The sequence below is a fragment of the Streptomyces cylindrosporus genome, from assembly GCF_022698165.1.
GTDB classification, from domain to species: domain Bacteria; phylum Actinomycetota; class Actinomycetes; order Streptomycetales; family Streptomycetaceae; genus Streptomyces; species Streptomyces cylindrosporus.
In genome coordinates this window covers 53,341-76,105 of record NZ_JALDAY010000013.1, presented here as the reverse complement: position 1 = coordinate 76,105, position 22,765 = coordinate 53,341, and the positions used below count along the sequence as shown (strand labels likewise).

Genomic DNA, 22,765 nt, shown 5'->3' with positions numbered 1-22,765 from the left:
AACCTGTTCAGGCGGGCTGAGGGTGCAGGCGCTCCACGCCGTCGCGCCCGGTGTACATGTCCCAGTACAGCGCGGCGAGTTCGTCGGGGTCGACGACGGGGAAGCCGTCGAGGCCGAGTTCGGCCGCCTTCCGGCTGCCCTCGCTGCGGGCGATCATGGCGCCGACGGAGAGGGTGCCCGCGTAGATGCCGGCCTCCGCGAGTTCGGCGTTGAGGGAGTACACGTAGTTGCGGGCGGCGGCCATGACCGGGCCCGGGCCGCTGAGGTGGGCCATCGGCGTCACGGCGGTGGCGCCGGTGGTCATCAGGAAGGCGCCGTCGCCACGCTCGGTCCACTCGGGCAGGACGGCGCGAACGACCTCGACCGGGGTGAGCAGGAGCAGCGGGATCAGCCCTTCGAGGGTGGCCGCGTCCAGCCGGGCGGCCGGCGTGAAGCCCTGGTCGCCGGCGATGGGCCCGTACTCGACCACGTCGATCCGGCCGAAGCGCTCGCGGATGGCCGCGACCAGTGCGGGGACCTCGGCCGGCCGTTGCAGATCGGCCCGGAAGCCGGCCGTCTCGATGCCTTCGGCGGCGAGCTCCTCGACCAGCGCGTCCAGACGCTCCTTGCGGCGCGCCACCAGGGCGACACGGAAACCCTCGCGGCCGAAACGGCGGGCCACGGCGAGACCGAGACCGGTACCGGCTCCGAAGACGGCGATCACTTTGGACATGGGTGCGCTCCTTACGGACATACATCTTGACCCGGCGGTCAACTTACTTTCGGGACCGTAACATGGAAGTTGACCCTGCGGTCAAGTTGCCTGCCGGGGAAGGATGCGACCATGGGGAACGCCGTACCAGGAGCGGGAGGAACGACCGGATGCGGGCCGACGCGCAACGAAACGCGGAGAAGCTGCGGGCAGCCGCCGCCGAGCTGTTCCAGGAGCGCGGGCTGCAGGTGCCGCTGAAGGAGATCGCGCGGCGGGCCGGCGTGAGCCACGGCACCCTCTACAACCTCTTCGGCACCCGCGAGGCGCTCATCGACGAGGTGGTGACCGACCTGGCGGCGGAGCGCCTGGACGCGATCGCCCAGCAGGCGCTGGCCTTCGAGGACGCCTGGGACGGATTCGCGTACTACATCGAGAAGCTCTGCGAGCTGCAGGCCACCGATCCGGCCGTGGCCGACGTGGTCGGCGGCCGCTATCCGGGCGCCGAGCGCCTGATGACGGTGTGCGGCCGCACCCTGGCCACGGTGGAGCGGATCGTCGAGCGCGCCCGGCAGGCCGGCACCCTGCGGCCGGACTTCACCAGCGCGGACCTCGTGCTGATCCTCGCGGCCAACGCGAACCTGGCCCGGGCCGCCGCCGCATCCGCCCCGCACGTCTGGCGCCGCGCCGTCGCCTTCCAGCTCGACGGCCTGCGCACCGAGGCCGCACGCCGACCGCTGCCGGTCGGGCCGCTGACGCCGGAACAGGTCTACGCGGTGTCGGGAAGCCTTACCCGGAATCCGTAGCCCACGGAATTCAGGGAACTCAGGGAGCTCAGGGTTTCGCACCCGACCCGTCGAGCAGCACGGGTGCCTGGCGGGCCTCGGCGAGGCGGGTGCGCAGCCGCCGGGCGTCCTGGCCGGGCGGCAGGCCGTACTCGCGGCGGTACTCGCGGTTGAACTGGGTGGCGCTGACGTATCCGACCGCCCGGGCGACCTGGGCCGCCGTCACATCGCCCGCGAACAGCCGCCGTCGCGCCTCCTGGAGGCGCAGGTGCTTCTGGAACCTCAGCGGGCTCATTCCGGTGGCCGCCTTGAAGTGCCGGTGCAGGCTGGCCGGGCTCATGCGGGCCACCTCGGCGATCTCGTCGATGCCGAGGGGCTCGCTGTAGTGGTCGCAGATCCAGCGGGCCACCCGGCGGATCCGGGAGGCGGCCGAGTCGGCCATCGACCACTGCCGCAGCACGGGGCCGAGCGGGCTGCGCAGCAGCCGGTAGAGGATCTCGCTCTCGACGCGGGGCGCCAGCGGACGGATGTCCTCCGGGCTGTCGAGCAGGCCCACCCAGCGCGTGACCGCGTCGACGAGTTCCGGCGCCATGGGCGCGGTCACGGCCGCGGCGACGGCGGGTGGCGGCGGTGCTCCGGCCTCGTCCAGTTCCATCTGTACGGCGGCCAGCTCCCCGCTGTCCAGGCGCATGACCGCGGCACGGTAGGGCACCTTCTCGAAGGCGGCCGTGACCGGCAGGTCGAGGGTGATCAGCGCCATCTCGCCGCGCGGGGTGACCCAGGTGCGGTCCCCCGCGGCGGTGCGCTTGGCGCCGTCGGCGATGAAGCAGATCATCGGCTCGTACGTCACCTGGATCGGCTCGATGAGCTCGTCGAGCGAGACCAGCGAGAGCCTGGACACGGCGGTCTCGGACCACGGCCCCACGCAGTGCCGCTCGATCGCACGGGCCAGCGGGTCCAGCATGGGAGTCACCCTTCACTGAAGGCGCTTGAAAGGATTGGGCAATCCTATGCGATCGGCGCCCCATGACCTCCGGGCGCCGCGTTCCTAGCGTTGACGGCATGACACAGCACGACGGGAAGCTCCCCCACCGCACACTCGGCACCCAGGGTCTGGAGGCCGGCGCCATCGGTCTGGGCACCATGGGCATGACCATGGCCTACGGCACCGGCGACGAACAGGGCGGCATCGCCACCATCCACCGCGCCTACGAGCTCGGCGTCACCCTCTTCGACACGGCCGAGCTGTACGGCATGGGCACCGGCACCAACGAACAGCTCCTCGGCCAGGCGGTGAAGGGGTTCCGCGACGAGATCACCATCGCCACCAAGTTCGGCTTCGACCTGAGCGATCCGGGCAAGGTCGGCGCAGCCCTCGACAGCCGCCCCGAGCACATCCGCGAGGTCACCGAGAACAGCCTCCGCCATCTCGGCACCGACCACATCGACGTGCTCTACCAGCACCGCGTCGACCCGGACGTCCCCATCGAGGACGTCGCCGGGACGGTGGGCGAGCTGATCGCCGAAGGCAAGGTGCGCTACTTCGGCCTGAGCGAGGCGGGCCCCGACGTCATCCGCCGCGCCCACGCCGTCCACCCGGTGTCCGTCCTGCAGACCGAGTACTCGGTGGTCGAACGGGCCGTGGAGGCGGAAGTCCTTCCGGTCGTACGGGAGTTGGGCATCGGCTTCGTGCCGTACTCGCCGCTGGGCCGCGGCTTCCTCACCGGCGTCGTGAAGCCGGCCGCCGAGTACCCCGCGGACGACATGCGCAGCTTCGACGAGCGCTGGCAGCCCGGGAACTACGAGAAGAACCTCGCCGCCATCCAGGCGCTGACGACCCTGGCGCAGAGCAAGGGCATCGCGGTCACCCAGCTCGCTCTCGCCTGGCTGCTGGCCCAGGGCGAGGACATCGTCCCCATCCCGGGCACCCGCAGCCCGCGCCGCCTGGAGGAGAACGTGGCCGCGGCGCATGTGCCTCTCACCGCGCAGGACCTGGCCGACATCCAGGAGATCCTCCCACACGGCGCGGCGGGCGCCCGTTACCCGGCGAGCATGATGCCGACCTGGCATTGACTCATGCTCCCTCCGCGCTTGGACAAGGGCGGTTAGCCTCCAACCATCACTGTGCGGATGGAGACGGGGGGCTGGCGGACATGAGCCGTGTGCCGCTGTTCTGCGATGTCGCCCTGGCGGAGCGTATCGAGCACGCCGAGGCCCGGTTGATGGCCGCGGCGACCGAAGCGGCCCGGCTGCGGCGGGGAGACGACAGCGGATTCGTCGCGCGGGTGGCCGGCGGGGTGGCCACGTACGCCGGGGCCGGCTCCCCTTTCAACAAGATCGCGGGCCTCGGGTTCGACGGCATCCCCGACGAAGCCGCCCTGGATGACATCGAGCGAGCCTTCGCCCAGCGTGGCGCTCCCGTCCAGGCCGAAGTCGCACATCTGGCGAACCCGGCCGTGGGCGCCCTGCTCACGGATCGCGGATACCGGCTGACCTCCTTCGAGAACGTGCTCGGACTCGCCCTCGACAGCGGCCACGAGCGGGTGGTCTCTCCCGGCATCGAGGTCCGGGAGTGCCGCGACGGCGAGTTCGACGCATGGCTGCAGGCCGTGACCGACGGCTTCGCCCACCCTGACGGCCAAGGGGTTCCCACGCACGAGGAGTTCCCGCGTGAGGTGCTTGCCGACGCCGAACGGGACTTCGCCGCGGCCGGTGTGGTGCACTACGTCGCCCTGCGCGACGGCGCTGTCGCCGCAGGCGGCAGTCTCCGCATCACGGACCGCATCGCCCAGCTCACCGGCGCCGCCACCGCCCCCGCCCACCGCCGACACGGCGTCCAGACCGCGCTCGTCTCGGCCCGGCTCGCCGACGCTGCCGCCGCCGGCTGCGACCTCGCCGTAGTGACCACGCAACCCGGTTCCACGTCCCAGCAGAACGTGCAGCGCCGGGGATTCCACCTGCTCTACACCCGAACCGTCCTGGTCAAGGACGCACCACCGCCCGGCAGCGCGGCCCGCTCGGGCACGGCGCTTGCCGGTCGGGCTGCCCGGAGGCCCCGCGGCGCATGGGAGGAAACCCCGGACGGGGTGCGCGTGGTGGAGCACGAGGGCTCGCGGGAAGGGCTCCGGCCGTTGTTCGCGCTGGCCGAGGACTCGCCGGAGCAACTCACGTCCTACATCGACGACGGGCGCGTCCTCGTCGCCCTGCGAGGAGCGGATGTGCTCGGTCATCTGCAGCTGACAGGTACTGACCGGGCCGGCGAGTTCGAGATCAAGAACATGGCCGTACGGGAAGACCGTCAGCACGCCGGTATCGGCAGCCGTCTCGTACGGTGCGCGATGGACCTCGCGGCCGGCGAGTCGGGCACCCGCCTGCTGGTCGCCACCGCCGCGGCCGACAGCGGGAACCTGCGCTTCTACCAGCGGCAGGGCTTCCGTCTGCGCTCCGTCGAACGGGACGCCTTCACCGCCCGCACCGGCTACCCGCCCGGTCTTCTGGTCGACGGCATCGAACTACGCGACCGCGTCTGGCTCGACCACCCCCTCGCCCCGACCAACGCCTCACTCCCCTCCCCTCCGCCCCGCGAGAGCTGACCCCACCCTCCAGGGCCGGGGCCTTCAGCCCTCCCCCGGTGCCGGACCGACTCCGCCCGCGCGGCACTGTCCACGAAGGCTCAGGACAAGCGGCGCCCTCACGCCCCGGCACGGTTCCCTTCCCCTACGACGCAGCGGACCTCCTGCGGGCGCCGCCGACGATTGCGGATCTCCCCGAGCGACAAGACAACGACCGCGAGGTTCAAGGGGACGGCGATGGCGTTGGCCACTTCCGGAATGTCGAAGGCGCGCAGCAGGCTCGCTCCGGCCGCGATCAGGAAGAGTGCGAGCGGCAGGAACCGCCGCCAGGTGGGCAGGTCGCGCATCCGGGCGACGGTGACCGCGCACCACAGGGTGAGGCAGAAGAAGGCGATCCCGAAAGCGGCGACGGCGAGAAGCATGCGAGGTAACTCCACGAGGGAAAGCCGGGGCCGTGCAGTGGACTAGGCGGCCGACGGCTTGCGGATAGAGGGTGGGGAGGGGAGGTGGTGCTCCGCGACAGGGCCGCGAAGCACCACCCTAGGTGCTGGTCAGGGCTGGGTCAGCCCTTGGTGTAGACGATGCGGTAGCTGGACACGTAGCGCCAGGAGGTTCTTGTCCAGCTCCAGCCTCCGGTGCGGGTCCATTTGGTGCCGGTCCACTTGATGCGGTACGTGGTCCGGTCACGGTAGGAGTATTGCCAGTGCGTTTCGAAGGTCGCCAGGATCTTCTGCCGGCCCCAGCCGTACCAGGCCACGACCTTGCACTTGAAGACGTACTGCTTGCGGTAGCGGTACTGGCGCTTCCACGCGCTGATGGGGACCGGCCCGTAATCGCCGCTCAGGATGTCCATGTACCAGTGCCAGTTCACGTTCTGCCAGCCGCTGTAGCTCCAGCGGGTGGTGCGCAGGACCGTGGTGAAACTGCGCCCGGTCCAGGCGTGCTTGGGCACACGGCAGGTCGCGCAGCCGGTGACGTCGTCGTTGTTGACGGGATCGGCGCAGGCGTAGTCGTAGGCGTTGCAACTGCCGCCGGGGATCGGGTCGGCGGACAGGAAGCGGCCGGTGACCGGGTTGTAGAGGCGGACGCCCATCAGTGTGAGACCGGTGAGCGTTTCCGTGGACCGGTGCATACCGCCGTGCCATCCGTAGCGGATCGCGCTGGAGGTGGTGGCACGGTTGCCGTACTCGTCGGTGGTGAGCACGGTGGGGGCCTGTCCCGCGGTGGTGGGCAGTTGCATCACCACGTCGCCGTGCAGGTTGACCAGTTGCAGGACGGTCGAGCCGGTCTTGGCGGTGGTGGCCACCAGCTGGCCGTCGAACCCGTTCACGTTGCGGGTGACCGCGCCGGTCGCGGCGTCCTCCACGGTCCAGCGCGGAGTATCGGCGTCGGAGCTGTAGTGGTTGAGTTTGGACTGGGTCTGCGTCCAGCTGCCGGAGGCGCTGGACTCCACCGTCCAGCCGCGGAAGCGCAGTTGGGAGTCGAGGGTCCAGGTCTGTCGCTGGCTTCCCGCGGTCTGCTGACGCACCAGGTCGTTGGTGTAGTAGGCCAGCGTGGTGCCGGGGGCCGCGGTGGTGCGGCCGAAGGCGTCGTAGGTGTAGCCGGAGTCGACCAGACGGTCGCGTCAGCTCAGGCAGCGGACTGTCGAACCTGCGGTATCGAGTCCTGGCGCTGGGTGGCACGTTCGACACGGCTTCCGATGATGGCCATTTCGCCCTGACCGCCGAGTTGCCGTTAGATCCACCCGTGACGCTCAGCGATGCGGATCGCGTCCACGAGGGTGCGCGCGTGTAGTTTTCCCACCGCAGCCGACAGGCGGTTGCGCACCGTACCTACGCCCAGGAAAAGGTCGGCGGCGATCGCCCGCGTGTCGGCGCCGCCCGCAGCGAGCCGGAGCACCTCGGCCTCACGCAGGGTCAACGGAGTCGCCGCGCCTGCCAGCTCCGCAAGCTCGGCCGGCTCGATGACCCGACCACCCGCGCTCACTGCCCGCACGGCGTTCGCGAGTTCCTGCGGCGACAGGGTTTTGAGCAGATACCCGGACGCACCGGCATCAAGGGCGCGCTGCACGTGGCCGGCCCGGTCCAGGGCGGTCAGCATCAGCGTTCGGCAGGTCGGCACGCGCCACGACAGTTCGTGGGCCAGCGCCAGCCCGTCCATGCCGGGCAGATCGATGTCCAGAAGCGCCACATCGGGTTCTGCGTCGCTCAACCTCGTCAGGGCCTCGGGGGCGTCGGCCGCATTCCCCACGACTTCGATGCCGAACTCACCGTCGAGAAGTGCGACCAGCCCCGCCCGGACCACGTGCATGTCCTCCACAACGAAGACCCTGATCATGGTGGGGATATTCCGCTCCGATTCTCGACCACGCACTGCCCAACTCCGGCAACTTCCACCTGCCGTTTCCTGCCGGGCTCGGGCAATGAATCTCGTTGCACGGCCATGTCCGGCTGCGGCTCTCGAATAGCACGTGGTATGCGTTCGTCAGCTCACAGGCGCCAACCTGGCCGCCCCCAACCCACCGTTGCACGTGCCAACCGCGTCAACACAACCCGCTCGCATCCGGTTTCACGTCCGTCGTATGTGTCGGCGCCACTCAACAGTGAGGCGTCACCGACACAATGGTGCAGACCTGTCCCAGATTGGCCCGGTCAGACACTCCTCGAATGGCCCATGCGCCCGGGCCACTGACCGCATAGGCTCGACACCAGTGTGGCTGCGACCACGAGCGACCTGGGCAGGGGATCCCAAGGTCGGGACTACTCCCTGCTTTGGGGGCCGGCCCGTATCTCCCGATCGGCCGGACTGAGCGAGAGGACAATAATCATTGAAGGCATGCGGAGTGTCCGGGGCCGAAAAGGAAGTCGCCCTCCTGGAGTTGCCCGAACCCCCGCCTCCCCGGCCGGGCCAGATCCTGCTGGGGGTTGAGGCGGCCGGGGTCGGCCCGTGGGACGAACTGTTGATCGGCGCTGATTGGGATGTGGGGCTGCGCCCCCCGGCGGCGCTGGGAGTGGAGGGCGCAGGCGAGGTGCTGGCCGTCGGCGCCGGTGTCTCCGCGTTTGCCGTAGGTGACCGGGTGCTCGCACACGAGGCCCCGCTGCCCGGGGGAAGCGGCTTCTGGGCCGAACGCGTTCTGATCAACGCGGATCACGCGGCGGCCTGCCCGCCCGGGTTGGACGCCGTGCATGCGGCGGCACTGCCGGTCAACGGACTCACCGCGTGGCAGGCCCTGGAGAAGCTTGACCTCAGCCGAGGACAGCGACTCCTGATCACCAACGGAGGCGGAGCCACCGGAGCCCTGGCCATCCAGCTCGCCTCGGCTCAGGGCATCGAGGTGACCGCGACGGCATCTATCGGCGCCGTAGAGCGCCTACTCGGTCTGGGAGCGGCGGAGGTAGTCGACTACCACGATCCGACCTGGTCGGGCACGGTACGCGGCGGGTTCGACGCCGCCCTCATCATCGCCGCCGGCACGGCGGACGCCGTCTTGCCTCTGGTCCGGGACGGCGGCCGACTCTGCTCGCTGACCTCGGACGCGCCTGCGGAGGAGCGAGACATCACGAGCTGGGATCTCTACGTCGAGCCCAACGCCGCGCAGCTTGTCCAGCTGGCGGAGCAGGCCGCCTCGGGGACCCTGAAACTCGCCCCCGAACCACTGCCGCTGGGCGAGGGACCGGCGGCGTTCACCCGGGTGGTCACCGGACACGCCGGCGGGAGGAAGATCGTGCTCACCCAAGCGTGACCCGTCAGAGCCGTCGGTCTCGTGACTTGCCGCCGGCCTTCAGGCGCACGTCAACGGAAGGGAGGGCAGCCATGGGGCTGGCCATGTGCCCGTTGTGCAGTGAGGACGAAGACATCGACGTGGCGGGCACGCTCGACGACGGCCGCCGGGTCGTGAGGCACCGGTGCGGCTACGAGTGGGCGCACGGGGAGCCCAACGCCCTCAGAAGGGAACCTGCGTGCTCCTTCACGGATCTCAAGGCCCGCTTCCCGAAACCCGCAGACGTGGCGGGAGCGTGCGGCCCGGCTCAAGGAGGAGTACCTCGCCACCAAGCCCGGCTTCGATCCCGAAGTAGCGGCCTACTGGGCGAGGTACCAGAAGATCTTCTCTCCCGACGGGCTGCCGGTCTGCGATCCCAGACTCCTCAAGGACTTCGCCAACTCCGACGTCGGAGCCCACCCCGGCAACCAGGCCACCTTCAACTCCGCCTGGAACGCGTTGGGAGACACCGCCGCCGGGGAGTCGACCCGCAGGACGATCGAGCACCTCCTGTACGGCCCCGCCGAAGTGCCGCCCGAAGACCGGCTGCAGGAGCTGCTCGCCGGCACCAGGCCGTTGGCCATGACGGGCTTCAAGGAAGCCCTCCTGACGAGGGTGCTCTGCGTGGTGGAGCCCGACCGGTATCTGTCGATCCTCAAGTACACGACGCCGGCGGGCGGCAAGCGCGAGATCGCGCGGCTGGTCTACGGGCTGGAACTGCTGGCGCCCGAGTCGGTGAGCTGGACCCTGGGACGGCTCATCCTTTGGAGCAATGACCTCTTGCGCACCCTCGTCGGCGATGGCTTCGCCAACCAGCAGCACTCCGCCGCCTTCCTGTGGTGGGCCAAGGACCAACCCGCAGGCGTTCGCCGGTAACTGGGTGTGCCACCGGAACTGGAACGCTACGTCGACAATTGACGGACCTGGTTGTCGTCGGTCACTTCGTACAAGTCGATGCGCAGCCGTCGTCGTATCTGCGGCACAACACGCTCGACGGCCTTTACCGATGAGGACGGCACTACGAGCGCGTACCGGATGTGCTCTGACTCGCTGGTCATACGGCGTAGGAGCTGCCCGTAGGCGATATCCGCATCGATGCCCTTCTCACTGGTCCGGCCCTTGGCTTCGCAGATCAACCGCTCGCTCCCCCGTACCGCCTCAAGATCGGTCCAGCGGTCCGTCGGAGTCACCGGCGTCCAGCCCTCGGCCAGCAGCCACGTGCGAAAGGCATCGGTGACCCGGTCCTCATCACTTTCACGCGCGAGGATCTTCCGCAACGCCGCAAGATCCGCCTCGCGGCTGCGACGCAGGCGGCCACGGCCATCCGCATCGAGATCGGACGGCCGGATCACCACCAGCTGCAGGCCATGGGCCGGAATCTCGGTGTCACGCCGAGCGTCGTACAGGGCTCGCTGTTCGCCTCGGTGGACTCCGCTGACCGTCAGTCGGTCCGGCTTATCGAAGTGCGGTACCGGCTGGTCGTGCTGCAGTTCCCGGTACTCGACCACGAGTTGGTGACCCTCCCAGTAGGCATCGACGGGCAATTTGGCCTGCCGCCCACCAGTGCCCGGGTCGCCCAGCAGCCAGTCGAATTTGTGTTGGGTGCGCCCGTCCTCGCCCAACACCTGGTTGCACAGGCCGACCACGTACGCCTCGTCGCTGTCATCTCTCGTACTCATTGGCAGGCATGATGCCAGCCGGGACTGACAGCGGTGAGGCGCTCCCCGGCGCCGAGAGCCGATGCCCCCACGCCTGTCACAGGCAGATGACACACTGCGCCGCATGTCTTCTCACGATGCCTTTCCTACCTCGGCGCCACGGGCGTTGCGTGATCCTGACGTGCTGCGGAAGCGGCTGCGCGCGGTGCGGACCGAGCCTGCCGTGCGCCCCTTGAACGACTGGGTGGAGAAACTGCGCGGTCGGCTCGGTGTCGGCGAGGCGGTGCCGTGGTTCGATCCCGCCTGCGGCAGAGTCGGCGCGCGCAGCCTGTTCCTCCTCGAAGCCCCGGGCCAGAAGTCCATGGGGGCCGAAGTCGAACTGCGCCGCACCGGCAGCGGGATCATCTCCGTCGACAACGACGACCAGACGGCACAGAACTGCTGGACTTTGCGTGCCGAGGCCGGTCTGCCCTACCACGAGTCCGTCCACTGGAACGTCGTCCCGTGGTACCTGGGATCGGCGGATCGGGTCGCCGCACCAAAGCGGACGGAGATCCAAGGCGCGGCGCCGTTTCTCCACGAAGTCATCGCCATGGTGCCTGCGTTGGAGGTGGTCGTCCCCGGGCGAGAGGTGTTCTGGCGGCGTCGCGTCGACGCGGCCGTCCGGTCTGGTTCCCTATTCCAATGGTGAGGTGATCTAGCGAGACGTGGGCGCGGCTCCAGTGCGTGCCATGCTCGACGACACCGTCAACCCATATTGACTCAAAAGGAGTCTTCCAATCGGCAATATTCCTTGCACGTGCCAATAGTTGGCCGCTCCACGAAGTACTGTCCGGGTCGGCAACGTGACGACATCGTCGATCTGAGACAGGAGTGATCTGATGTCGCAGCGCCGGGAAAGATCCCGAGCGATACGCCTGATACCCACAGCGGTGGTCGCCGCGCTCCTCGCGACCGTGGCCGCCATCGTGCCCGCCGAAGCGGCTTCGCCCGCGGCGGGCCAGGGCACCGTGAACCAGGCCACGACCGACAGTGGCACACAGGAGCAGTTGACGTCGCACGCGACTTCCGGGTCCGACCGCCCCGCCGCCCAACCCGAGCAGAAGCAGGCCCTGGCCTCCGAGGCGCAGACGTGTACCGCACCGAATGCCGAGGGCACCGCGGTGTGCGTCCAGGAGACCAGGCCGGCCGATCTTCCTGCGCGCCTAGCTCACAGCTCGCTCGCCGCCGAGGCTGTGGACCCGCCCCAGTGGTGCGAGGACGCCAACGGCATCATCCTCGGCACCCGTACCCAGATCTGCCTGGTGACCGGGCTGACGTACACCACCACGCGAACCGTGAACGGCACGACGACCGTCACCGGCGAGGCCGACATGGTCGTCATCAACTACAGCTACAGCGACACCGGCCTGCCCACCTTCGCCCACCAGATCGAACTCTCCATGTACGACGGATGGGGCGACGCCCTCAACGCCTCCGTCGACGGGCAGGCGACCCTCAGCGGGGCCTGCACCCTGGACAACTCCTCGTTCCCGGCCCAGCCCCTGCTGCCACTCAACTCGTGGCGGTCGGGCGAGGCGTTCTTCGACACCACCGCCACCGCGGCCGGTGCGATCGGCACCTGCGCCACGTTCTGGTACCTCACCTTCACCAACGCGGGCTACCCGGCGGCCGTCACGGACTACCAGCTCAACGAATTCCGCTGCGACAACGCCACCGTCGGACGGGCCAACGTCGGCTGCGTGGTGCCCTGGTACGCCTCGGAACTCGTCTACAGCAGTGCCTCCTACCCGTCCCTGGCCTCCCACGTCCAGCAGGCCCAGGCATCGGGACTGCCCGGCGCCACCTTCGCGAACCCGCTGACCAGGACCGAAGACGACACGATCATCCGCACGAACCGCAACCTGGCCTGCGGAGACGCCCCCAGCATCACGGGCCTGAGCTGCGACGAGTACCCCATCGCACGCTCCCGCGAGGGCCTCTCCTCGGGCGGCACGCGACGCACCTTCGACGGCTGCCAGATGCCCAACGTGTCCTCCGGGACAGGGCCGACCGGAGTCAGCGTCTGCATGATCACAGCCACTGAGAACAACGCCCAGGGCGGTCTGAACACCCAGTTCTTCCGCGCTGAACGCGTCCTGGACGGGGACCCCTTCAGAGTCACCGTCTCCTGACGCACCCGCGCCGCACGGCAGTACGGTGGTGGCGCCACGGAGCGCCACCACCGTACTGTTCGAACGTGGCCCGCACGCGCCCCGAGCGATGACGCACGAGCCGGGAGAGACATGGACACCGCGCACGACGTGTACATCCCCGAAGGCACTTTCGGTGTCTTGGACGCCGGGGAAATCCCTGTCCAGACGGCGGACTGGAGCAACGGACTCGCAGTCCCCATGATCCAGGGCGCCCTCGTCGTCACCGGCATCCACACCGGCATGGTCCGGGCCACGGCAACCGCTCTGGCCGGTCCACCGACGGCGCCTACGGACGCCTGCTGGGAAGAGATCGTCGAAGTCAGCGTTCACGCCACGACAGGCCTCCTCCGGGTCGAGTCCCTCGAACACGGCCCGGTCGAAACACTCCCTCCCCTCAGCCCTGCCGGGCAGGGCTGGTACCGGCTCCGTGTTCACGCGCGAGGGCGCAGCGTCCTCCCTGACAAGGTCAGCACCGAGCCCGTGGAGGACTATCTGCTGGTGACATGGCCGGCGCCACGCTCCGGCGCCGACATCATCCGCGGCAGCGACCGTATCGGCCACGCCCTCGCTCACGCACCCGGCATGCCCCAGCCCCAGACGCCCGCCCCTGCACGGAGCGCAGAGCAGGAGACGCTCCGCCGACGGTTGCTGCGGGAGTAGGGCGTTCTTCGCCTCAACCGGGTGGCTCGACCAATCAGGCTTCGAGGTCGGCGACGCGCCGGTCCTGGAAGCTTCAGAGCGGCGTTCTCGGCGGTGATCCAGTGGCGGGGTTCCTCACTCCACTCTGCTTCCAAGTAACGGATCTGGCCGAAGAGCTCGCCGATACGGGTGCGCTGGGCAAGAAAGTCGACGTGGGCCGTCTCGAGGGCGTCCTCGGCGTTGCGCGCACGTTCGCGCCTTGTCGCCTCGCGTTCGTCGGCCGGGCCGACGGTCACCCGAACGCGGCGTTCACCGGCTTCTGCCACAGCGGTGGAGACGACGGCTCTGGCCTTGGAATTGTCGGTCTCGGTCCTGCCGCAGCGGGCCACCGCGGTACTTGGTTCAGGGACGCGGGCGTTCTTCATGCGCCGCCCTGTTCGTGGCCGACCTCGTCAACAGTGCACATATCGCCGTACTCACCCTTCTGATCGCTTCCCGCGTCGGCGCGGTCGGCAGCCCGGAACGCGATGGACCAGATGCGGTGCAAGTAGTCCTGGGGTTTGCGCAGGTCGAGAGCGAGGGCATCGTCGAGAAGGCCAAGGCCGACCAGGGCCTTCTCCAGGCCGTCGATGGCGCAGGCGGTGGGCTCGAAGTAGCTGTTCAGGTAGTCAGCGGTGGCATCGTCCGGGGCGCGCTCGGCCAGCAGCCGCCATTGCTCGCGTTTGCGCCGCCGGTAGAGGAGGTCGGCGGCAGAGAGGACGAACTTGGCGCAGCTGTGGCAGTCGAGGTTCCAGGGGCAGGCGCCGCCGTCGCCGACGGGCTGGAAGGTGCATAAGCCGCCCTCGGCCGGGGTGCTGCGGCGAGAGAGGTCGATGGACAGGGCTTGGGCCTGCTCACGGGTGAGCAGGGTGGTGTCACAGGTGAGGAGTTCGCCGGGTGGGCAGTGCCGGAGTCGGCGAATCAGACATGCTGGACGACGTTGTCCAGGTCCGACGTCGACGCCGTACTCGCGCCCCCGCAACGCCCATCTCGCCCACCTTGCGGAAACAGCGAACCCGCGCAGCTGACGCAGCTGCGCGGGCCCTTGGTGACCGGGTTCCTTTCGCGACGCCGTGCGGCGCGGTCAGGTCGTGGTGGTGAACCGTTCCCAGACACGGTGGGTGCCCATCAGCCCGGTGAGCTGCTCCAGCGTGGCGGTCGGGCTGTCGCCGATGATCACACCGGGCGCGTCGACGGGCACGCCCGCAGCCTCCAGGACGGCCTCGGCCCCCTTCCAGGCGCCGATCGCCTTGCCGTGCCGGAACGCCTCCGTCAGCAGCAGGCCGACGCGCGGGTCGTGCTCCGGCCGCCGCACGCCGACGAGGGCCGCCTTGGCATCGCGGGCGGCGTTCGCGTCGCCGTCGAGGCCCGGCGTGCCGGCCAGCAGGACCGCGTCGAACTCGACGGACCGCGCGGTGGCGAAGGTCCGCTGCACCGTCAGCGCACCGTCGCTCCCGTTCAGGGTGCCGCCCCTCGAGGCGACCACGAGCGGCACCATGTCGGCCCGCAGGACCGCCTCGCGGACCGCGCGCACTCCGTCCAGGTCGCCGTCGGGCCCGGTGACGATGCCGATGATCCGCCCGTCGGTGGGCCAGGTCTGCCCGACCTGGGACAGGGCCGGGCTAGCCTCGACCTCGGCGAGCGGGACGGTGGGCTCCGGCGCCGGCAGGCCGAGGCCCTCCGCGACCTGCGCGCACAGGACGGGATCGATGTTGGCCAGCACTCGCAGCGCACGCTCCTTGACGGCCTGCTCGTAGCACTTGCCGAGTTCGAAGGTGTACGCGCCGATGATGTGCTCACGCTCGACCGGGCTCATGCTCAGCCAGAACCGGCGGGGCTGGCTGAAGTGGTCGGCGAAGGACTCCGGAGCCTCCCGCACCCTGGTCGCCTCCGGCACTCGTACGGGCGTCTCGATGTACGCCGCGGTGTCCGCTCCGGCGGTGATGGGGCAGCCGCCGTCCAGGGAGTTGGGCCGGTACGGAGCCACGCCGCGGTGCACGGCCGTCTGGTGCATGCCGTCGCGCAGCATGTCGTTGACCGGCGCGTGCGGGCGGTTGATGGGCAGCTGCGGGAAGTTGGGGCCGCCCAGGCGGGTGATTTGGGTGTCCAGGTAGGAGAAGAGGCGTCCCGCGAGGAGCGGGTCGTCGGTGATGTCGATGCCGGGGACCAGGTGACCGACGTGGAAGGCGACCTGTTCGGTCTCGGCGAAGTAGTTCGACGGGTTGCGGTCGAGGGTGAGCAGTCCGATGGGCTGCACGGGCGCGAGTTCCTCGGGGACGATGTTCGTGGGGTCCAGCAGGTCGATGCCCTCGAAGGTCTGGTCGGGGGTGTCCGGGAACGTCTGGATGCCGAACTCCCACTGGGGATGGGCGCCCGCCTCTATGGCGTCGGCGAGGTCCCGGCGGTGGAAGTCGGGGTCGACGCCGTTGATGATCTGCGCCTCCTCCCACACCAGCGAGTGCACGCCCAGCTTCGGCTTCCAGTGGAACTTCACCAAGGTGGATCCGCCCTCGGCGTCGACGAGCCGGAAGGTGTGCACGCCGAACCCCTCCATCGTCCGGTAGGAGCGCGGGATGCCCCGGTCGGACATGTTCCACAGGGTGTGGTGGGTCGCCTCGGTGTGCAGGGTGACGAAGTCCCAGAAGGTGTCGTGTGCGCTCTGGGCCTGCGGGATCTCGCGATCCGGGTGCGGCTTGCCGGCGTGGATCACGTCGGGGAACTTGATGGCGTCCTGGATGAAGAAGACCGGCATGTTGTTGCCGACGAGGTCAAAGACGCCTTCGCGGGTGTAGAACTTCGTCGCGAATCCGCGCGTGTCGCGCACCGTGTCGGACGAGCCGCGGGAGCCCAGCACAGTGGAGAAGCGCACGAACACGGGCGTCTCCACGTCCTTGGCGAGGAACGCGGCCCTGGTCACCGTGGAGGCCGTGCCATAGCTCATGAAGACGCCGTGGGCCGCGGCGCCCCTAGCATGCACCACGCGCTCGGGGATGCGCTCGTGGTCGAAGTGCATGACCTTCTCCCGCAGGTGGTGGTCCTGCAGGAGGACCGGACCGCGGGGTCCGGCCTTGAGCGAGTGGTCGGTGTCGTACCGGCGTGTGCCCTGCGCGTCCGTCAGGAGAGCGCCGGCCTGTGCCATCTGCGCCTGGTCTGCGCCCGTGAGCTGTCCGGTCGGCGACAGGGTGTCGGGGCCGCTCTGGTCGGGCTTCGGCGGCAGCGGTTCCCGGGCGGCCGTGGGCTCCGCCACCGGCGACGACTCGGGGCCCGGCTTGCCGGGGATGCCCTCCGCCGGTCCGTCGCTGTCGCCCTGCACACTCTCGGTGACCTTCTGTGCCGCCCTCTTGAGGGGATTGGTCTCGCTCATGGATACGCTCCTCGACATTCGTCTGCACCGGCTCGCCTGAGTACCCGCCCAGGACCACCCGAGGCACACGAACGGGACTCGATCCCCGGAAGCGGCCCGCGTCGTAGGGCTCAGCGGCCTCGCGTCCGGGGCTCGTCTTCTGACATGGCCCCATATCGGTTGGCCCGTGGGCGGCCGGGTACCCCACCGCGAATGAAATGGCAGCAGCTTGAGAACGGTGGCGGCGGCACGCACCTCGTAGTGCTCGACCCCGACGAGGAACCCGTGCAGGTGCTGACGGACTTCGCCCGCACCCACGGCATCCACGGCGCACAGGTCACGGCCGTGGGAGCGTTCGCGGACGCGGTCGTGGGATGGTTCGACCGGGAGGCGCGGGACTACCGGCCCATCCCGGTGAGGCAGCAGTGCGAGGTGCTCTCCCTGATGGGCGACATCGCCGAGGGCGAGAACGGGCCGGTGCCGCACCTGCACGCCGTCCTGGGAATGGCCGACGGCCGAACCCGGGGCGGTCATCTACTTCGCGCTCGGGTGTGGCCCACTCTGGAGGTGGTCATACAGAGCGTCGAGCCACCGCTGGCCAAGGTCTACCACCCCGACATCGGGCTCGCCCTGATAGCGCCCGGCCGGCGGGAACCCGCCCCGTGATCTCGGCGCGGCCCCTTCTGGGGTGCCACTGATGTCCTGCTCCGGCACGGCGTCCGAAATCTGCCCTCGAGCCAGGGGTTTGCGGCGTCGGCTCGGGGGCTACTCCGCCGCCGTTCGTTCCGCATGCCGCTTCGTCGGTTCAGCGCGTGGAGGGCCGCAATGCCGAAGACCCGACCAGAGCCGGGCGAAACGCTGGATGCCTCACAGAACCCAAGTGTCCGAACGGGAGAGAGGATCAGGGACTATCTGACGACGACCGATCACAAGAAGATCGGCCACCTCTGCCTGATCACCTCGTTCGGCTTCTTCCTGGTCGCCGGTCTCCTGGCGATGCTCATGCGCGCCGAGCTCGCCAGACCCGTCATGCAGATCGTCACCCACCACCAGTACAACCAGCTCTTCACCATCCACGGCACGATCATGATGCTGCTCTTCGCGACCCCCACCTTCGCGGGGTGCGCGAACGCCGTGATGCCCCTTCAGATCGGCGCCCCGGACGTCGCTTTCCCCCGGCTCAACGCACTGTCGTACTGGATGTTCCTCTTCGGCGGGCTCACCGTGGTGGCCGGCTTCGCCACCACCCAGGGTGCCGCCCCGTTCGGCTGGTTCGGCTACACACCGCTGAGCGAGGCCGTGCACTCGCCGGGGCACGGAGGCGACCTGTGGGCGATGGGTCTGGTGGTGTCCGGGATCAGTACGACGCTCGGCGCGGTCAACTTCATCACCACGATCATGTGTCTGCGCGCCCCCGGGATGACCATGTTCCGGATGCCCATCTTCACGTGGAACATCCTGTTCACCTCCATCCTGGTCCTGCTCGCGTTCCCCGTCCTCACGGCCGCGCTGCTGGCCCTGGAGGCCGACCGCAAGTTCGGTGCCCACATCTACGATCCGGCCAACGGCGGCGCACTGCTGTGGCAGCACCTGTTCTGGTTCTTCGGGCACCCCGAGGTCTACATCGTGGCGCTGCCCTTCTTCGGCGTCGTCACGGAGATCATCCCGGTCTTCAGCCGCAAACCCGTCTTCGGTTACGTCGGCATGGTCGGCGCGACCATCGCCATCACCATGCTGTCGGCGACCGTCTGGGCTCACCACATGTTCGCCACGGGCGCGGTGCTGCTCCCGTTCTTCTCCCTGATGTCCTTCCTCATCGCCGTGCCGACGGGGGTGAAGTTCTTCAACTGGATCGGCACGATGTGGCACGGCAGCGGTTCGTTCGAGACACCCATGCTGTGGTCGGTCGGCTTCCTGGTCAGTCGGCCGGTCGGCCTTTCTGTACGCCACTGTTGTCGAGGCGTCGCGAGCCTGTAAAACCTCACGCCAGGACTCTTGAGCTGCTCAGCACCGCAGAAACCGGTCGCCGAATCCCTGCCGAGGGCGGCTCGCCCTTCAACAAGACTTCCGACCACAGGTTCGACAGCGCGCCCACCCCGGCCGAACCCGGTGAGGTTCTCTGTCACTTGTGTCCGTCGTCGTCGGGTGGGCAACGCAAGCCGTGATCGTCGACGGAGGACGGGCAAGGTGAGTGCGGCGACTGATACGTCCGTACGTATCGGTGACTCAGGTACCGGCCGGCCCCCGGAGACAAAGACGTGACACGACAGGTGAACCACCCCACGCGCGCCGTCTACTCGCTCCTGGTGGTGGTCGCCGTCCTTGCCTGTGCCCTTCTTCAGGCCGCGGCTCCCGCCTCCGCGCACGCGGTGCTGACCGGCAGCGACCCGCGCGAGGGCAGCGTCCTGAAGGCCGCGCCGAGGCAGATCACTGTGACGTTCGACGAGTCGGTCGCGCTCGTGGAGGACTCGCTGCGGGTGCTCGACCCCGACAACCGGCCGGTGGCGGACGGCGATCCGCGGCACGCGGACGGCCAGGGCAACGCGGACAGCGTGGCGTTGGAGAGCGGGCTGAAGCAGGGTACGTACACCGTGTCCTGGCGGGTGGTGTCGGCGGACAGTCACGCCGTGTCCGGCGCCTTCACTTTCTCCGTCGGCAAGCCGTCGGCGACCCGGGGCGTCGCCGCTCCCCCGCCGGCCGTGGATCCCACCGTCGGTGCGCTGTACGGCGTCGGCCGCTACGTCGCCTACGCCGGGCTGGCCCTGCTGATCGGCCTCGTCGTGTTCGTCCTGGCCTGCTGGCGCTCGGCCACGGCCGCGCGCGTGGTGCGGCGGCCGTTCCGGGTCGGATGGTGGGCGCTGTCCGTTTCCACGGTCCTGCTGGTGCTGCTGCGCGGTCCCTACGACAGCGGTGACGGGCTCGGCGGTCTGTTCGATCCCGGCTCGCTGCGGCACACGGCCGGCAGCCGGCCGGGACTCGCGCTGATGGCCCGGTTGGTGCTGCTCGTGGTGGTGGCCGCCCTGGTGCGGAACCGGCCCGCAGAGCAGATGCCCGGCCGACGTGCCCTCGCGGCCGGCGGCGTGCTGGTCCTCGGCCTGGCCGCCACCTGGGCGGCGGCCGAGCACGCCTCCGCCGGGATCCAGGTGCCCCTGGCAGTGGCTTCCTCCATGCTGCACCTGCTGGCCATGGCGGTGTGGCTGGGGGCCTGGCCGCGCTGTTGCTCGCGCTGTACCGCTCCCCCGCCGAGGAACCGCTGCCCCCCGTCGCGGTCGCCCGCTTCTCGCGTATCGCCCTGTCCTCGGTGGCCGTCCTGACCGCCACCGGCGTCTACCAGTCCTGGCGCGGGCTCGGCTCCTGGGACGCGTTCTCGACGTCCTACGGCAGGATCCTCGTCTTCAAGGTCTGGGCGGCGCTGGTGATGCTGGCGGCGGCCTCGTACTCCCGGCGCTGGACCGCCCGTCTGCTGCACGCTCCGCAGGAGGAGCGGGTGTTGGTGGCCGCGGGTCACGCCGACAGCCCTCCCGCCGCCCCCGTCGACGGGGAAAGCCCGCACGGGTCGGGGCCCGAGCTGCACCGACGCGGTCTGCGAAGGTCCGTCCTGGCGGAGGTGGCGATCGGCGTGCTGGTCCTCGTCCTGACGACCGTGCTGACCGGCACGGAGACGGGCCGTGCCGCCGAGACCGCCTCGGTCACCTCGGTGGCCGGGCAGCCCGAGGTGTCTCTGACGCTGATCCCGTACGACACCGGCAAGAACACCCTGTCCGGACGCGGCAAGGTGCAGGTCACCCTGGAACCCGGCCGGGTCGGCCGGAACGTGGTCGAGGCGATCGTCTACGGCGCCGACGGCAGCCCCGTCGGCATCCCCGAACTGCGACTGACCTTCACCCTCGCCGACCAGCAGGTCGGCCCACTGGACGCCAAGCTCGTCGACGAACGCGGCTACTGGGGCTCCGACACCCTCAACCTTCCGATCGCCGGGACCTGGACGATGAAGGCCACGGTCCGCGTCTCCGAGATCGACCAGGTCACCGTGGAGAAGACGGTGGAGGTCGGCCGGTGACCGACCGACGCGAACACCTCCGGGGGGTTCGTGTGCCGGATCGTGAGCATGAACGCCCCGTCGTCCGTACCCAACGGCAGCCCGACAAGGGCCAGGCACCAGCGCGTTGACGTCAGGAGTGGTCGAATGCCCCGGGGAGCCGCCACGGCGGACCGAGCCCCGGGCGTGGTGCGTCCCCGGTCGGCGGAGCCTCCCTCGACATCCCGCGGCTGGCGCGGGCCGCGATGTTCGCGGCAGTCTGCGTGACGACGACCGCCCTGGGCCTGTCCGCCGGGCCGGGCCGTCGCACGCGTCCTGACGCCTGGCCCCGGTGTTCGCCGCCACGTGAGCGGCTGGAATAGTGGCGTGCGCCATGAACGTCCCGGTACGGGCTGCCACCGATCTGAGACTGCTGAGGGCCGCGGTGTTCTCGGCGGTGTGCGTGCTGCTGTCCGCGAGCGGGCACTCGCTGGTCTCCGGCGCCTCGGTGCCGATGTGGTCCCTGGCGACCGGCTGGGCCGGCGTGGTGTGCGTGGTGGGCCCGCTGGCCGGTCGGGAGCGCTCGCTGCCCGGCATCGCGCTCGGTCTGCTGGCCGGAGAGACCGGTCTGCACCTGGTCTTCTCCCTGGGCCAGGGGTCCGTGGCGCCCGCTCCCGCCGATAAGTCCGCTCAAGTGGTGGCTCTGGCCCAGCGGTTCCTGTGCGGTGCCGGATCGGCACATCTCACGCCGGAGAGCGCGGCGCGGATTCTGCGCCAGGCACGGATCGACCCGGCCCGCGCCGCACACGGTGTGCCGGCCATGGCCGGGATGGCCGGTCACGGCGGACACGCGGTGACGCTGGGCTCGACGCTCACGCCCCCGATGCTCGCCGCGCACCTGGCCGCGGTCGCCGCGACGGGCTGGGTACTGCGCCGCGGTGAGGCCGCGCTGTGGCAGACCGTACGGCTCCCGGCGGCGACAGCGGGCCACCTGGCCCGCCTCGTCCTGCTGTGGACGCTCCGCGCCCTGCTCGTCACGGCCACTTCGATCCTGGTACCGCTCGTCACACTGCTCAGGCGGATGCGACGCGCGCTCGCCGTGCACCGTCCGCGGGCCGCCGCCACCCGCCGACTGCGCTCGACGCTCCTGTCCACGTGCGTCGTCCTGCGTGGCCCGCCCACGGTGGCCACCTCCGCCTGAACCCCCCCTGCGTCCATACACAGCTGAGCGGGCGAGGGCTCCCTCTGACGCCACGCACCCGCGCCGCTGTGGGCCGCGACGCGCGTGACCACGCCCGGACTCGGCCCAGTCACCTGTGACGACACGTCAGCCGACCGCTTCACCGGCCACCCACAACACCCACTTCGCCCACCTCGTCGTTCCCCGAGAACTCCGCCTGAGCGCGGAGGGAAAGCTCGCCATGAACGTATACGGATTCACCCGCCACTCCCCCCTCAAGCGCCGGCAGATCACGTGGGCCCTGCGGCACGGCCGCAACCGGGACCACCGAGACGCAAGGGCGAAGGTACCGCTCACGCGCCACCGCACCGCCCTGGCAGCGACCCTGTCCGCGGCACTCACCGTGCTGGCCACCGGCTGCGGCAGCACCGGCCATCACACCAGCCCCGACAACGGCACGACCCGTGCCGGAACGCCGGGTGTCACCTCGTCGGTCGGCCGCCTCAGCGTACGGACCGCCGACGTCGACCTGACGATCACCGGCGTCGTGGCCCACCTCGATCACTCCGGCGACGGCTCACTCACGATGTCGATCCGCAACGACGGCGCGGTGCCCGAACACCTGGGCATGGTCGCGACACCGGACATGGGCAGGGGCGTCCTGGAGGGCGGGAAGTCGGCCGAGGGCAACGGGGCGCTGTCCACGGCGGGGATCCTGCTGCTGTCCGGCACCACCGTAGCCTTCCGCGGCGACGGGCCGCGGGTGGAACTGCATCACGTCCGCGGCGTCACCCCCCAGCACACACTCCCGCTGTCCCTGCAGTTCGGGGTAGCCGGGCTGGTCCGGCTCCAAGCACGCGTCTCCGTGTCCTGACCTCCGTCCCCTGG

At 69.8% G+C, this 22,765-nt stretch carries 21 protein-coding genes and 1 pseudogene; 14 read left to right on the top strand and 8 right to left on the bottom strand.

What is annotated here, in order from left to right; translation table 11 throughout:
* Positions 1 to 7: 7 nt before the first annotated feature.
* On the bottom strand, positions 8 to 712 hold the full coding sequence (locus MQP27_RS37290) for an SDR family NAD(P)-dependent oxidoreductase (protein ID WP_242773661.1): 705 nt from the start codon (positions 710 to 712) through the stop codon (positions 8 to 10).
* Positions 713 to 861: 149 nt separating this feature from the next.
* Between MQP27_RS37290 and MQP27_RS37285 the strand changes: the two genes are divergently transcribed.
* Positions 862 to 1,494: a TetR/AcrR family transcriptional regulator gene (locus MQP27_RS37285; protein ID WP_242773660.1), complete on the top strand. Its 633-nt coding sequence runs from the start codon at positions 862 to 864 to the stop codon at positions 1,492 to 1,494.
* Positions 1,495 to 1,522: 28 nt separating this feature from the next.
* Here the strand turns inward: MQP27_RS37285 and MQP27_RS37280 are convergent, their stop codons facing one another.
* Positions 1,523 to 2,437: an AraC family transcriptional regulator gene (locus MQP27_RS37280; protein ID WP_242773659.1), complete on the bottom strand. Its 915-nt coding sequence runs from the start codon at positions 2,435 to 2,437 to the stop codon at positions 1,523 to 1,525.
* A 98-nt stretch (positions 2,438 to 2,535) separates the two neighbouring features.
* Here MQP27_RS37280 and MQP27_RS37275 point away from each other — a divergent pair, with 98 nt between their 5' ends.
* On the top strand, positions 2,536 to 3,546 hold the full coding sequence (locus MQP27_RS37275) for an aldo/keto reductase (protein WP_242773658.1): 1,011 nt from the start codon (positions 2,536 to 2,538) through the stop codon (positions 3,544 to 3,546).
* Between the two features lie 80 nt (positions 3,547 to 3,626).
* Complete coding sequence (locus MQP27_RS37270; RefSeq protein WP_242773657.1) at positions 3,627 to 5,066, top strand: GNAT family N-acetyltransferase; 1,440 nt, start codon at positions 3,627 to 3,629, stop codon at positions 5,064 to 5,066.
* 98 nt (positions 5,067 to 5,164) lie between these two features.
* On the opposite strand, the gene MQP27_RS37265 is transcribed toward MQP27_RS37270, so the two are convergent.
* The 3 genes from MQP27_RS37265 to MQP27_RS37255 form a co-directional block, all read right to left on the bottom strand.
* On the bottom strand, positions 5,165 to 5,467 hold the full coding sequence (locus MQP27_RS37265; RefSeq protein WP_242773655.1) for a hypothetical protein: 303 nt from the start codon (positions 5,465 to 5,467) through the stop codon (positions 5,165 to 5,167).
* 140 nt (positions 5,468 to 5,607) lie between these two features.
* On the bottom strand, positions 5,608 to 6,573 hold the full coding sequence (locus tag MQP27_RS51515) for an RHS repeat-associated core domain-containing protein (RefSeq protein WP_372511415.1): 966 nt from the start codon (positions 6,571 to 6,573) through the stop codon (positions 5,608 to 5,610).
* A 206-nt stretch (positions 6,574 to 6,779) separates the two neighbouring features.
* On the bottom strand, positions 6,780 to 7,382 hold the full coding sequence (locus MQP27_RS37255; RefSeq protein ID WP_242773652.1) for a response regulator transcription factor: 603 nt from the start codon (positions 7,380 to 7,382) through the stop codon (positions 6,780 to 6,782).
* 505 nt (positions 7,383 to 7,887) lie between these two features.
* Between MQP27_RS37255 and MQP27_RS37250 the strand changes: the two genes are divergently transcribed.
* Both MQP27_RS37250 and MQP27_RS37245 read left to right on the top strand, forming a co-directional pair.
* Positions 7,888 to 8,787, top strand: a complete 900-nt coding sequence (locus MQP27_RS37250; protein ID WP_242773649.1) for an NADP-dependent oxidoreductase — start codon at positions 7,888 to 7,890, stop codon at positions 8,785 to 8,787.
* Between the two features lie 477 nt (positions 8,788 to 9,264).
* The gene (locus tag MQP27_RS37245; protein ID WP_242773646.1) at positions 9,265 to 9,681 is read left to right on the top strand and encodes a hypothetical protein; all 417 of its coding nucleotides are present in this window, start codon (positions 9,265 to 9,267) and stop codon (positions 9,679 to 9,681) included.
* 26 nt (positions 9,682 to 9,707) lie between these two features.
* On the opposite strand, the gene MQP27_RS37240 is transcribed toward MQP27_RS37245, so the two are convergent.
* Positions 9,708 to 10,484 (bottom strand): hypothetical protein, encoded by a 777-nt coding sequence (locus MQP27_RS37240; protein WP_242773643.1) that lies wholly within the window; start codon positions 10,482 to 10,484, stop codon positions 9,708 to 9,710.
* 103 nt (positions 10,485 to 10,587) lie between these two features.
* On the opposite strand from MQP27_RS37240, the gene MQP27_RS37235 reads away from it, so the two are divergent.
* The 3 genes from MQP27_RS37235 (at position 10,588) to MQP27_RS37225 (ending at position 13,318) form a co-directional block, all read left to right on the top strand.
* On the top strand, positions 10,588 to 11,154 hold the full coding sequence (locus tag MQP27_RS37235) for a uracil-DNA glycosylase (RefSeq protein ID WP_242773641.1): 567 nt from the start codon (positions 10,588 to 10,590) through the stop codon (positions 11,152 to 11,154).
* A 190-nt stretch (positions 11,155 to 11,344) separates the two neighbouring features.
* Positions 11,345 to 12,637 carry a NucA/NucB deoxyribonuclease domain-containing protein gene (locus MQP27_RS37230; protein ID WP_242773639.1) on the top strand — a complete coding sequence of 431 codons (1,293 nt, stop codon included), beginning with the start codon at positions 11,345 to 11,347 and terminating at the stop codon, positions 12,635 to 12,637.
* Between the two features lie 111 nt (positions 12,638 to 12,748).
* Positions 12,749 to 13,318 (top strand): hypothetical protein, encoded by a 570-nt coding sequence (locus MQP27_RS37225; protein ID WP_242773637.1) that lies wholly within the window; start codon positions 12,749 to 12,751, stop codon positions 13,316 to 13,318.
* Between the two features lie 400 nt (positions 13,319 to 13,718).
* Here the strand turns inward: MQP27_RS37225 and MQP27_RS37220 are convergent, their stop codons facing one another.
* Both MQP27_RS37220 and MQP27_RS37215 read right to left on the bottom strand, forming a co-directional pair.
* On the bottom strand, positions 13,719 to 14,318 hold the full coding sequence (locus MQP27_RS37220; protein ID WP_242774223.1) for a hypothetical protein: 600 nt from the start codon (positions 14,316 to 14,318) through the stop codon (positions 13,719 to 13,721).
* A gap of 102 nt (positions 14,319 to 14,420) precedes the next feature.
* Positions 14,421 to 16,700 carry a catalase gene (locus tag MQP27_RS37215; RefSeq protein ID WP_242773636.1) on the bottom strand — a complete coding sequence of 760 codons (2,280 nt, stop codon included), beginning with the start codon at positions 16,698 to 16,700 and terminating at the stop codon, positions 14,421 to 14,423.
* A 192-nt stretch (positions 16,701 to 16,892) separates the two neighbouring features.
* On the opposite strand from MQP27_RS37215, the gene MQP27_RS37210 reads away from it, so the two are divergent.
* The 6 genes and pseudogenes from MQP27_RS37210 (at position 16,893) to MQP27_RS37190 (ending at position 22,751) form a co-directional block, all read left to right on the top strand.
* Positions 16,893 to 17,345 (top strand): PPC domain-containing DNA-binding protein, encoded by a 453-nt coding sequence (locus tag MQP27_RS37210; protein WP_242773635.1) that lies wholly within the window; start codon positions 16,893 to 16,895, stop codon positions 17,343 to 17,345.
* Between the two features lie 159 nt (positions 17,346 to 17,504).
* Positions 17,505 to 18,614, top strand: a pseudogene (locus tag MQP27_RS37205) (cbb3-type cytochrome c oxidase subunit I); the annotation flags it as partial.
* A 323-nt stretch (positions 18,615 to 18,937) separates the two neighbouring features.
* On the top strand, positions 18,938 to 19,993 hold the full coding sequence (locus MQP27_RS51510) for a copper resistance CopC family protein (protein WP_308290064.1): 1,056 nt from the start codon (positions 18,938 to 18,940) through the stop codon (positions 19,991 to 19,993).
* Complete coding sequence (locus tag MQP27_RS51505; RefSeq protein WP_308290063.1) at positions 19,981 to 20,739, top strand: CopD family protein; 759 nt, start codon at positions 19,981 to 19,983, stop codon at positions 20,737 to 20,739. Before MQP27_RS51510 ends, MQP27_RS51505 begins: the two co-directional genes overlap by 13 nt.
* A 352-nt stretch (positions 20,740 to 21,091) precedes the next feature.
* Positions 21,092 to 21,898, top strand: coding sequence for a hypothetical protein (locus MQP27_RS37195; RefSeq protein ID WP_242773634.1), 807 nt, complete (start codon positions 21,092 to 21,094; stop codon positions 21,896 to 21,898).
* A 220-nt stretch (positions 21,899 to 22,118) separates the two neighbouring features.
* Positions 22,119 to 22,751: a hypothetical protein gene (locus MQP27_RS37190; RefSeq protein ID WP_242773633.1), complete on the top strand. Its 633-nt coding sequence runs from the start codon at positions 22,119 to 22,121 to the stop codon at positions 22,749 to 22,751.
* Positions 22,752 to 22,765: the final 14 nt, after the last annotated feature.

Excerpts from the sequence above, each read along its gene's own strand:
- MQP27_RS37230 (WP_242773639.1), top strand. The coding sequence starts at position 11,345 with ATGTCGCAGCGCCGGGAAAGATCCCGAGCGATACGCCTGATACCCACA.
- MQP27_RS37255 (WP_242773652.1), bottom strand. The coding sequence starts at position 7,382 with ATGATCAGGGTCTTCGTTGTGGAGGACATGCACGTGGTCCGGGCGGGG.
- MQP27_RS37195 (WP_242773634.1), top strand. The coding sequence starts at position 21,092 with ATGAACGTCCCGGTACGGGCTGCCACCGATCTGAGACTGCTGAGGGCC.
- MQP27_RS37270 (WP_242773657.1), top strand. The coding sequence starts at position 3,627 with ATGAGCCGTGTGCCGCTGTTCTGCGATGTCGCCCTGGCGGAGCGTATC.
- MQP27_RS37290 (WP_242773661.1), bottom strand. The coding sequence starts at position 712 with ATGTCCAAAGTGATCGCCGTCTTCGGAGCCGGTACCGGTCTCGGTCTC.
- MQP27_RS37210 (WP_242773635.1), top strand. The coding sequence starts at position 16,893 with ATGAAATGGCAGCAGCTTGAGAACGGTGGCGGCGGCACGCACCTCGTA.
- MQP27_RS37235 (WP_242773641.1), top strand. The coding sequence starts at position 10,588 with ATGTCTTCTCACGATGCCTTTCCTACCTCGGCGCCACGGGCGTTGCGT.
- MQP27_RS37275 (WP_242773658.1), top strand. The coding sequence starts at position 2,536 with ATGACACAGCACGACGGGAAGCTCCCCCACCGCACACTCGGCACCCAG.
- MQP27_RS37280 (WP_242773659.1), bottom strand. The coding sequence starts at position 2,437 with ATGCTGGACCCGCTGGCCCGTGCGATCGAGCGGCACTGCGTGGGGCCG.
- MQP27_RS37240 (WP_242773643.1), bottom strand. The coding sequence starts at position 10,484 with ATGAGTACGAGAGATGACAGCGACGAGGCGTACGTGGTCGGCCTGTGC.
- MQP27_RS37285 (WP_242773660.1), top strand. The coding sequence starts at position 862 with ATGCGGGCCGACGCGCAACGAAACGCGGAGAAGCTGCGGGCAGCCGCC.
- MQP27_RS37215 (WP_242773636.1), bottom strand. The coding sequence starts at position 16,700 with ATGAGCGAGACCAATCCCCTCAAGAGGGCGGCACAGAAGGTCACCGAG.
- MQP27_RS37265 (WP_242773655.1), bottom strand. The coding sequence starts at position 5,467 with ATGCTTCTCGCCGTCGCCGCTTTCGGGATCGCCTTCTTCTGCCTCACC.
- MQP27_RS37225 (WP_242773637.1), top strand. The coding sequence starts at position 12,749 with ATGGACACCGCGCACGACGTGTACATCCCCGAAGGCACTTTCGGTGTC.
- MQP27_RS37190 (WP_242773633.1), top strand. The coding sequence starts at position 22,119 with ATGAACGTATACGGATTCACCCGCCACTCCCCCCTCAAGCGCCGGCAG.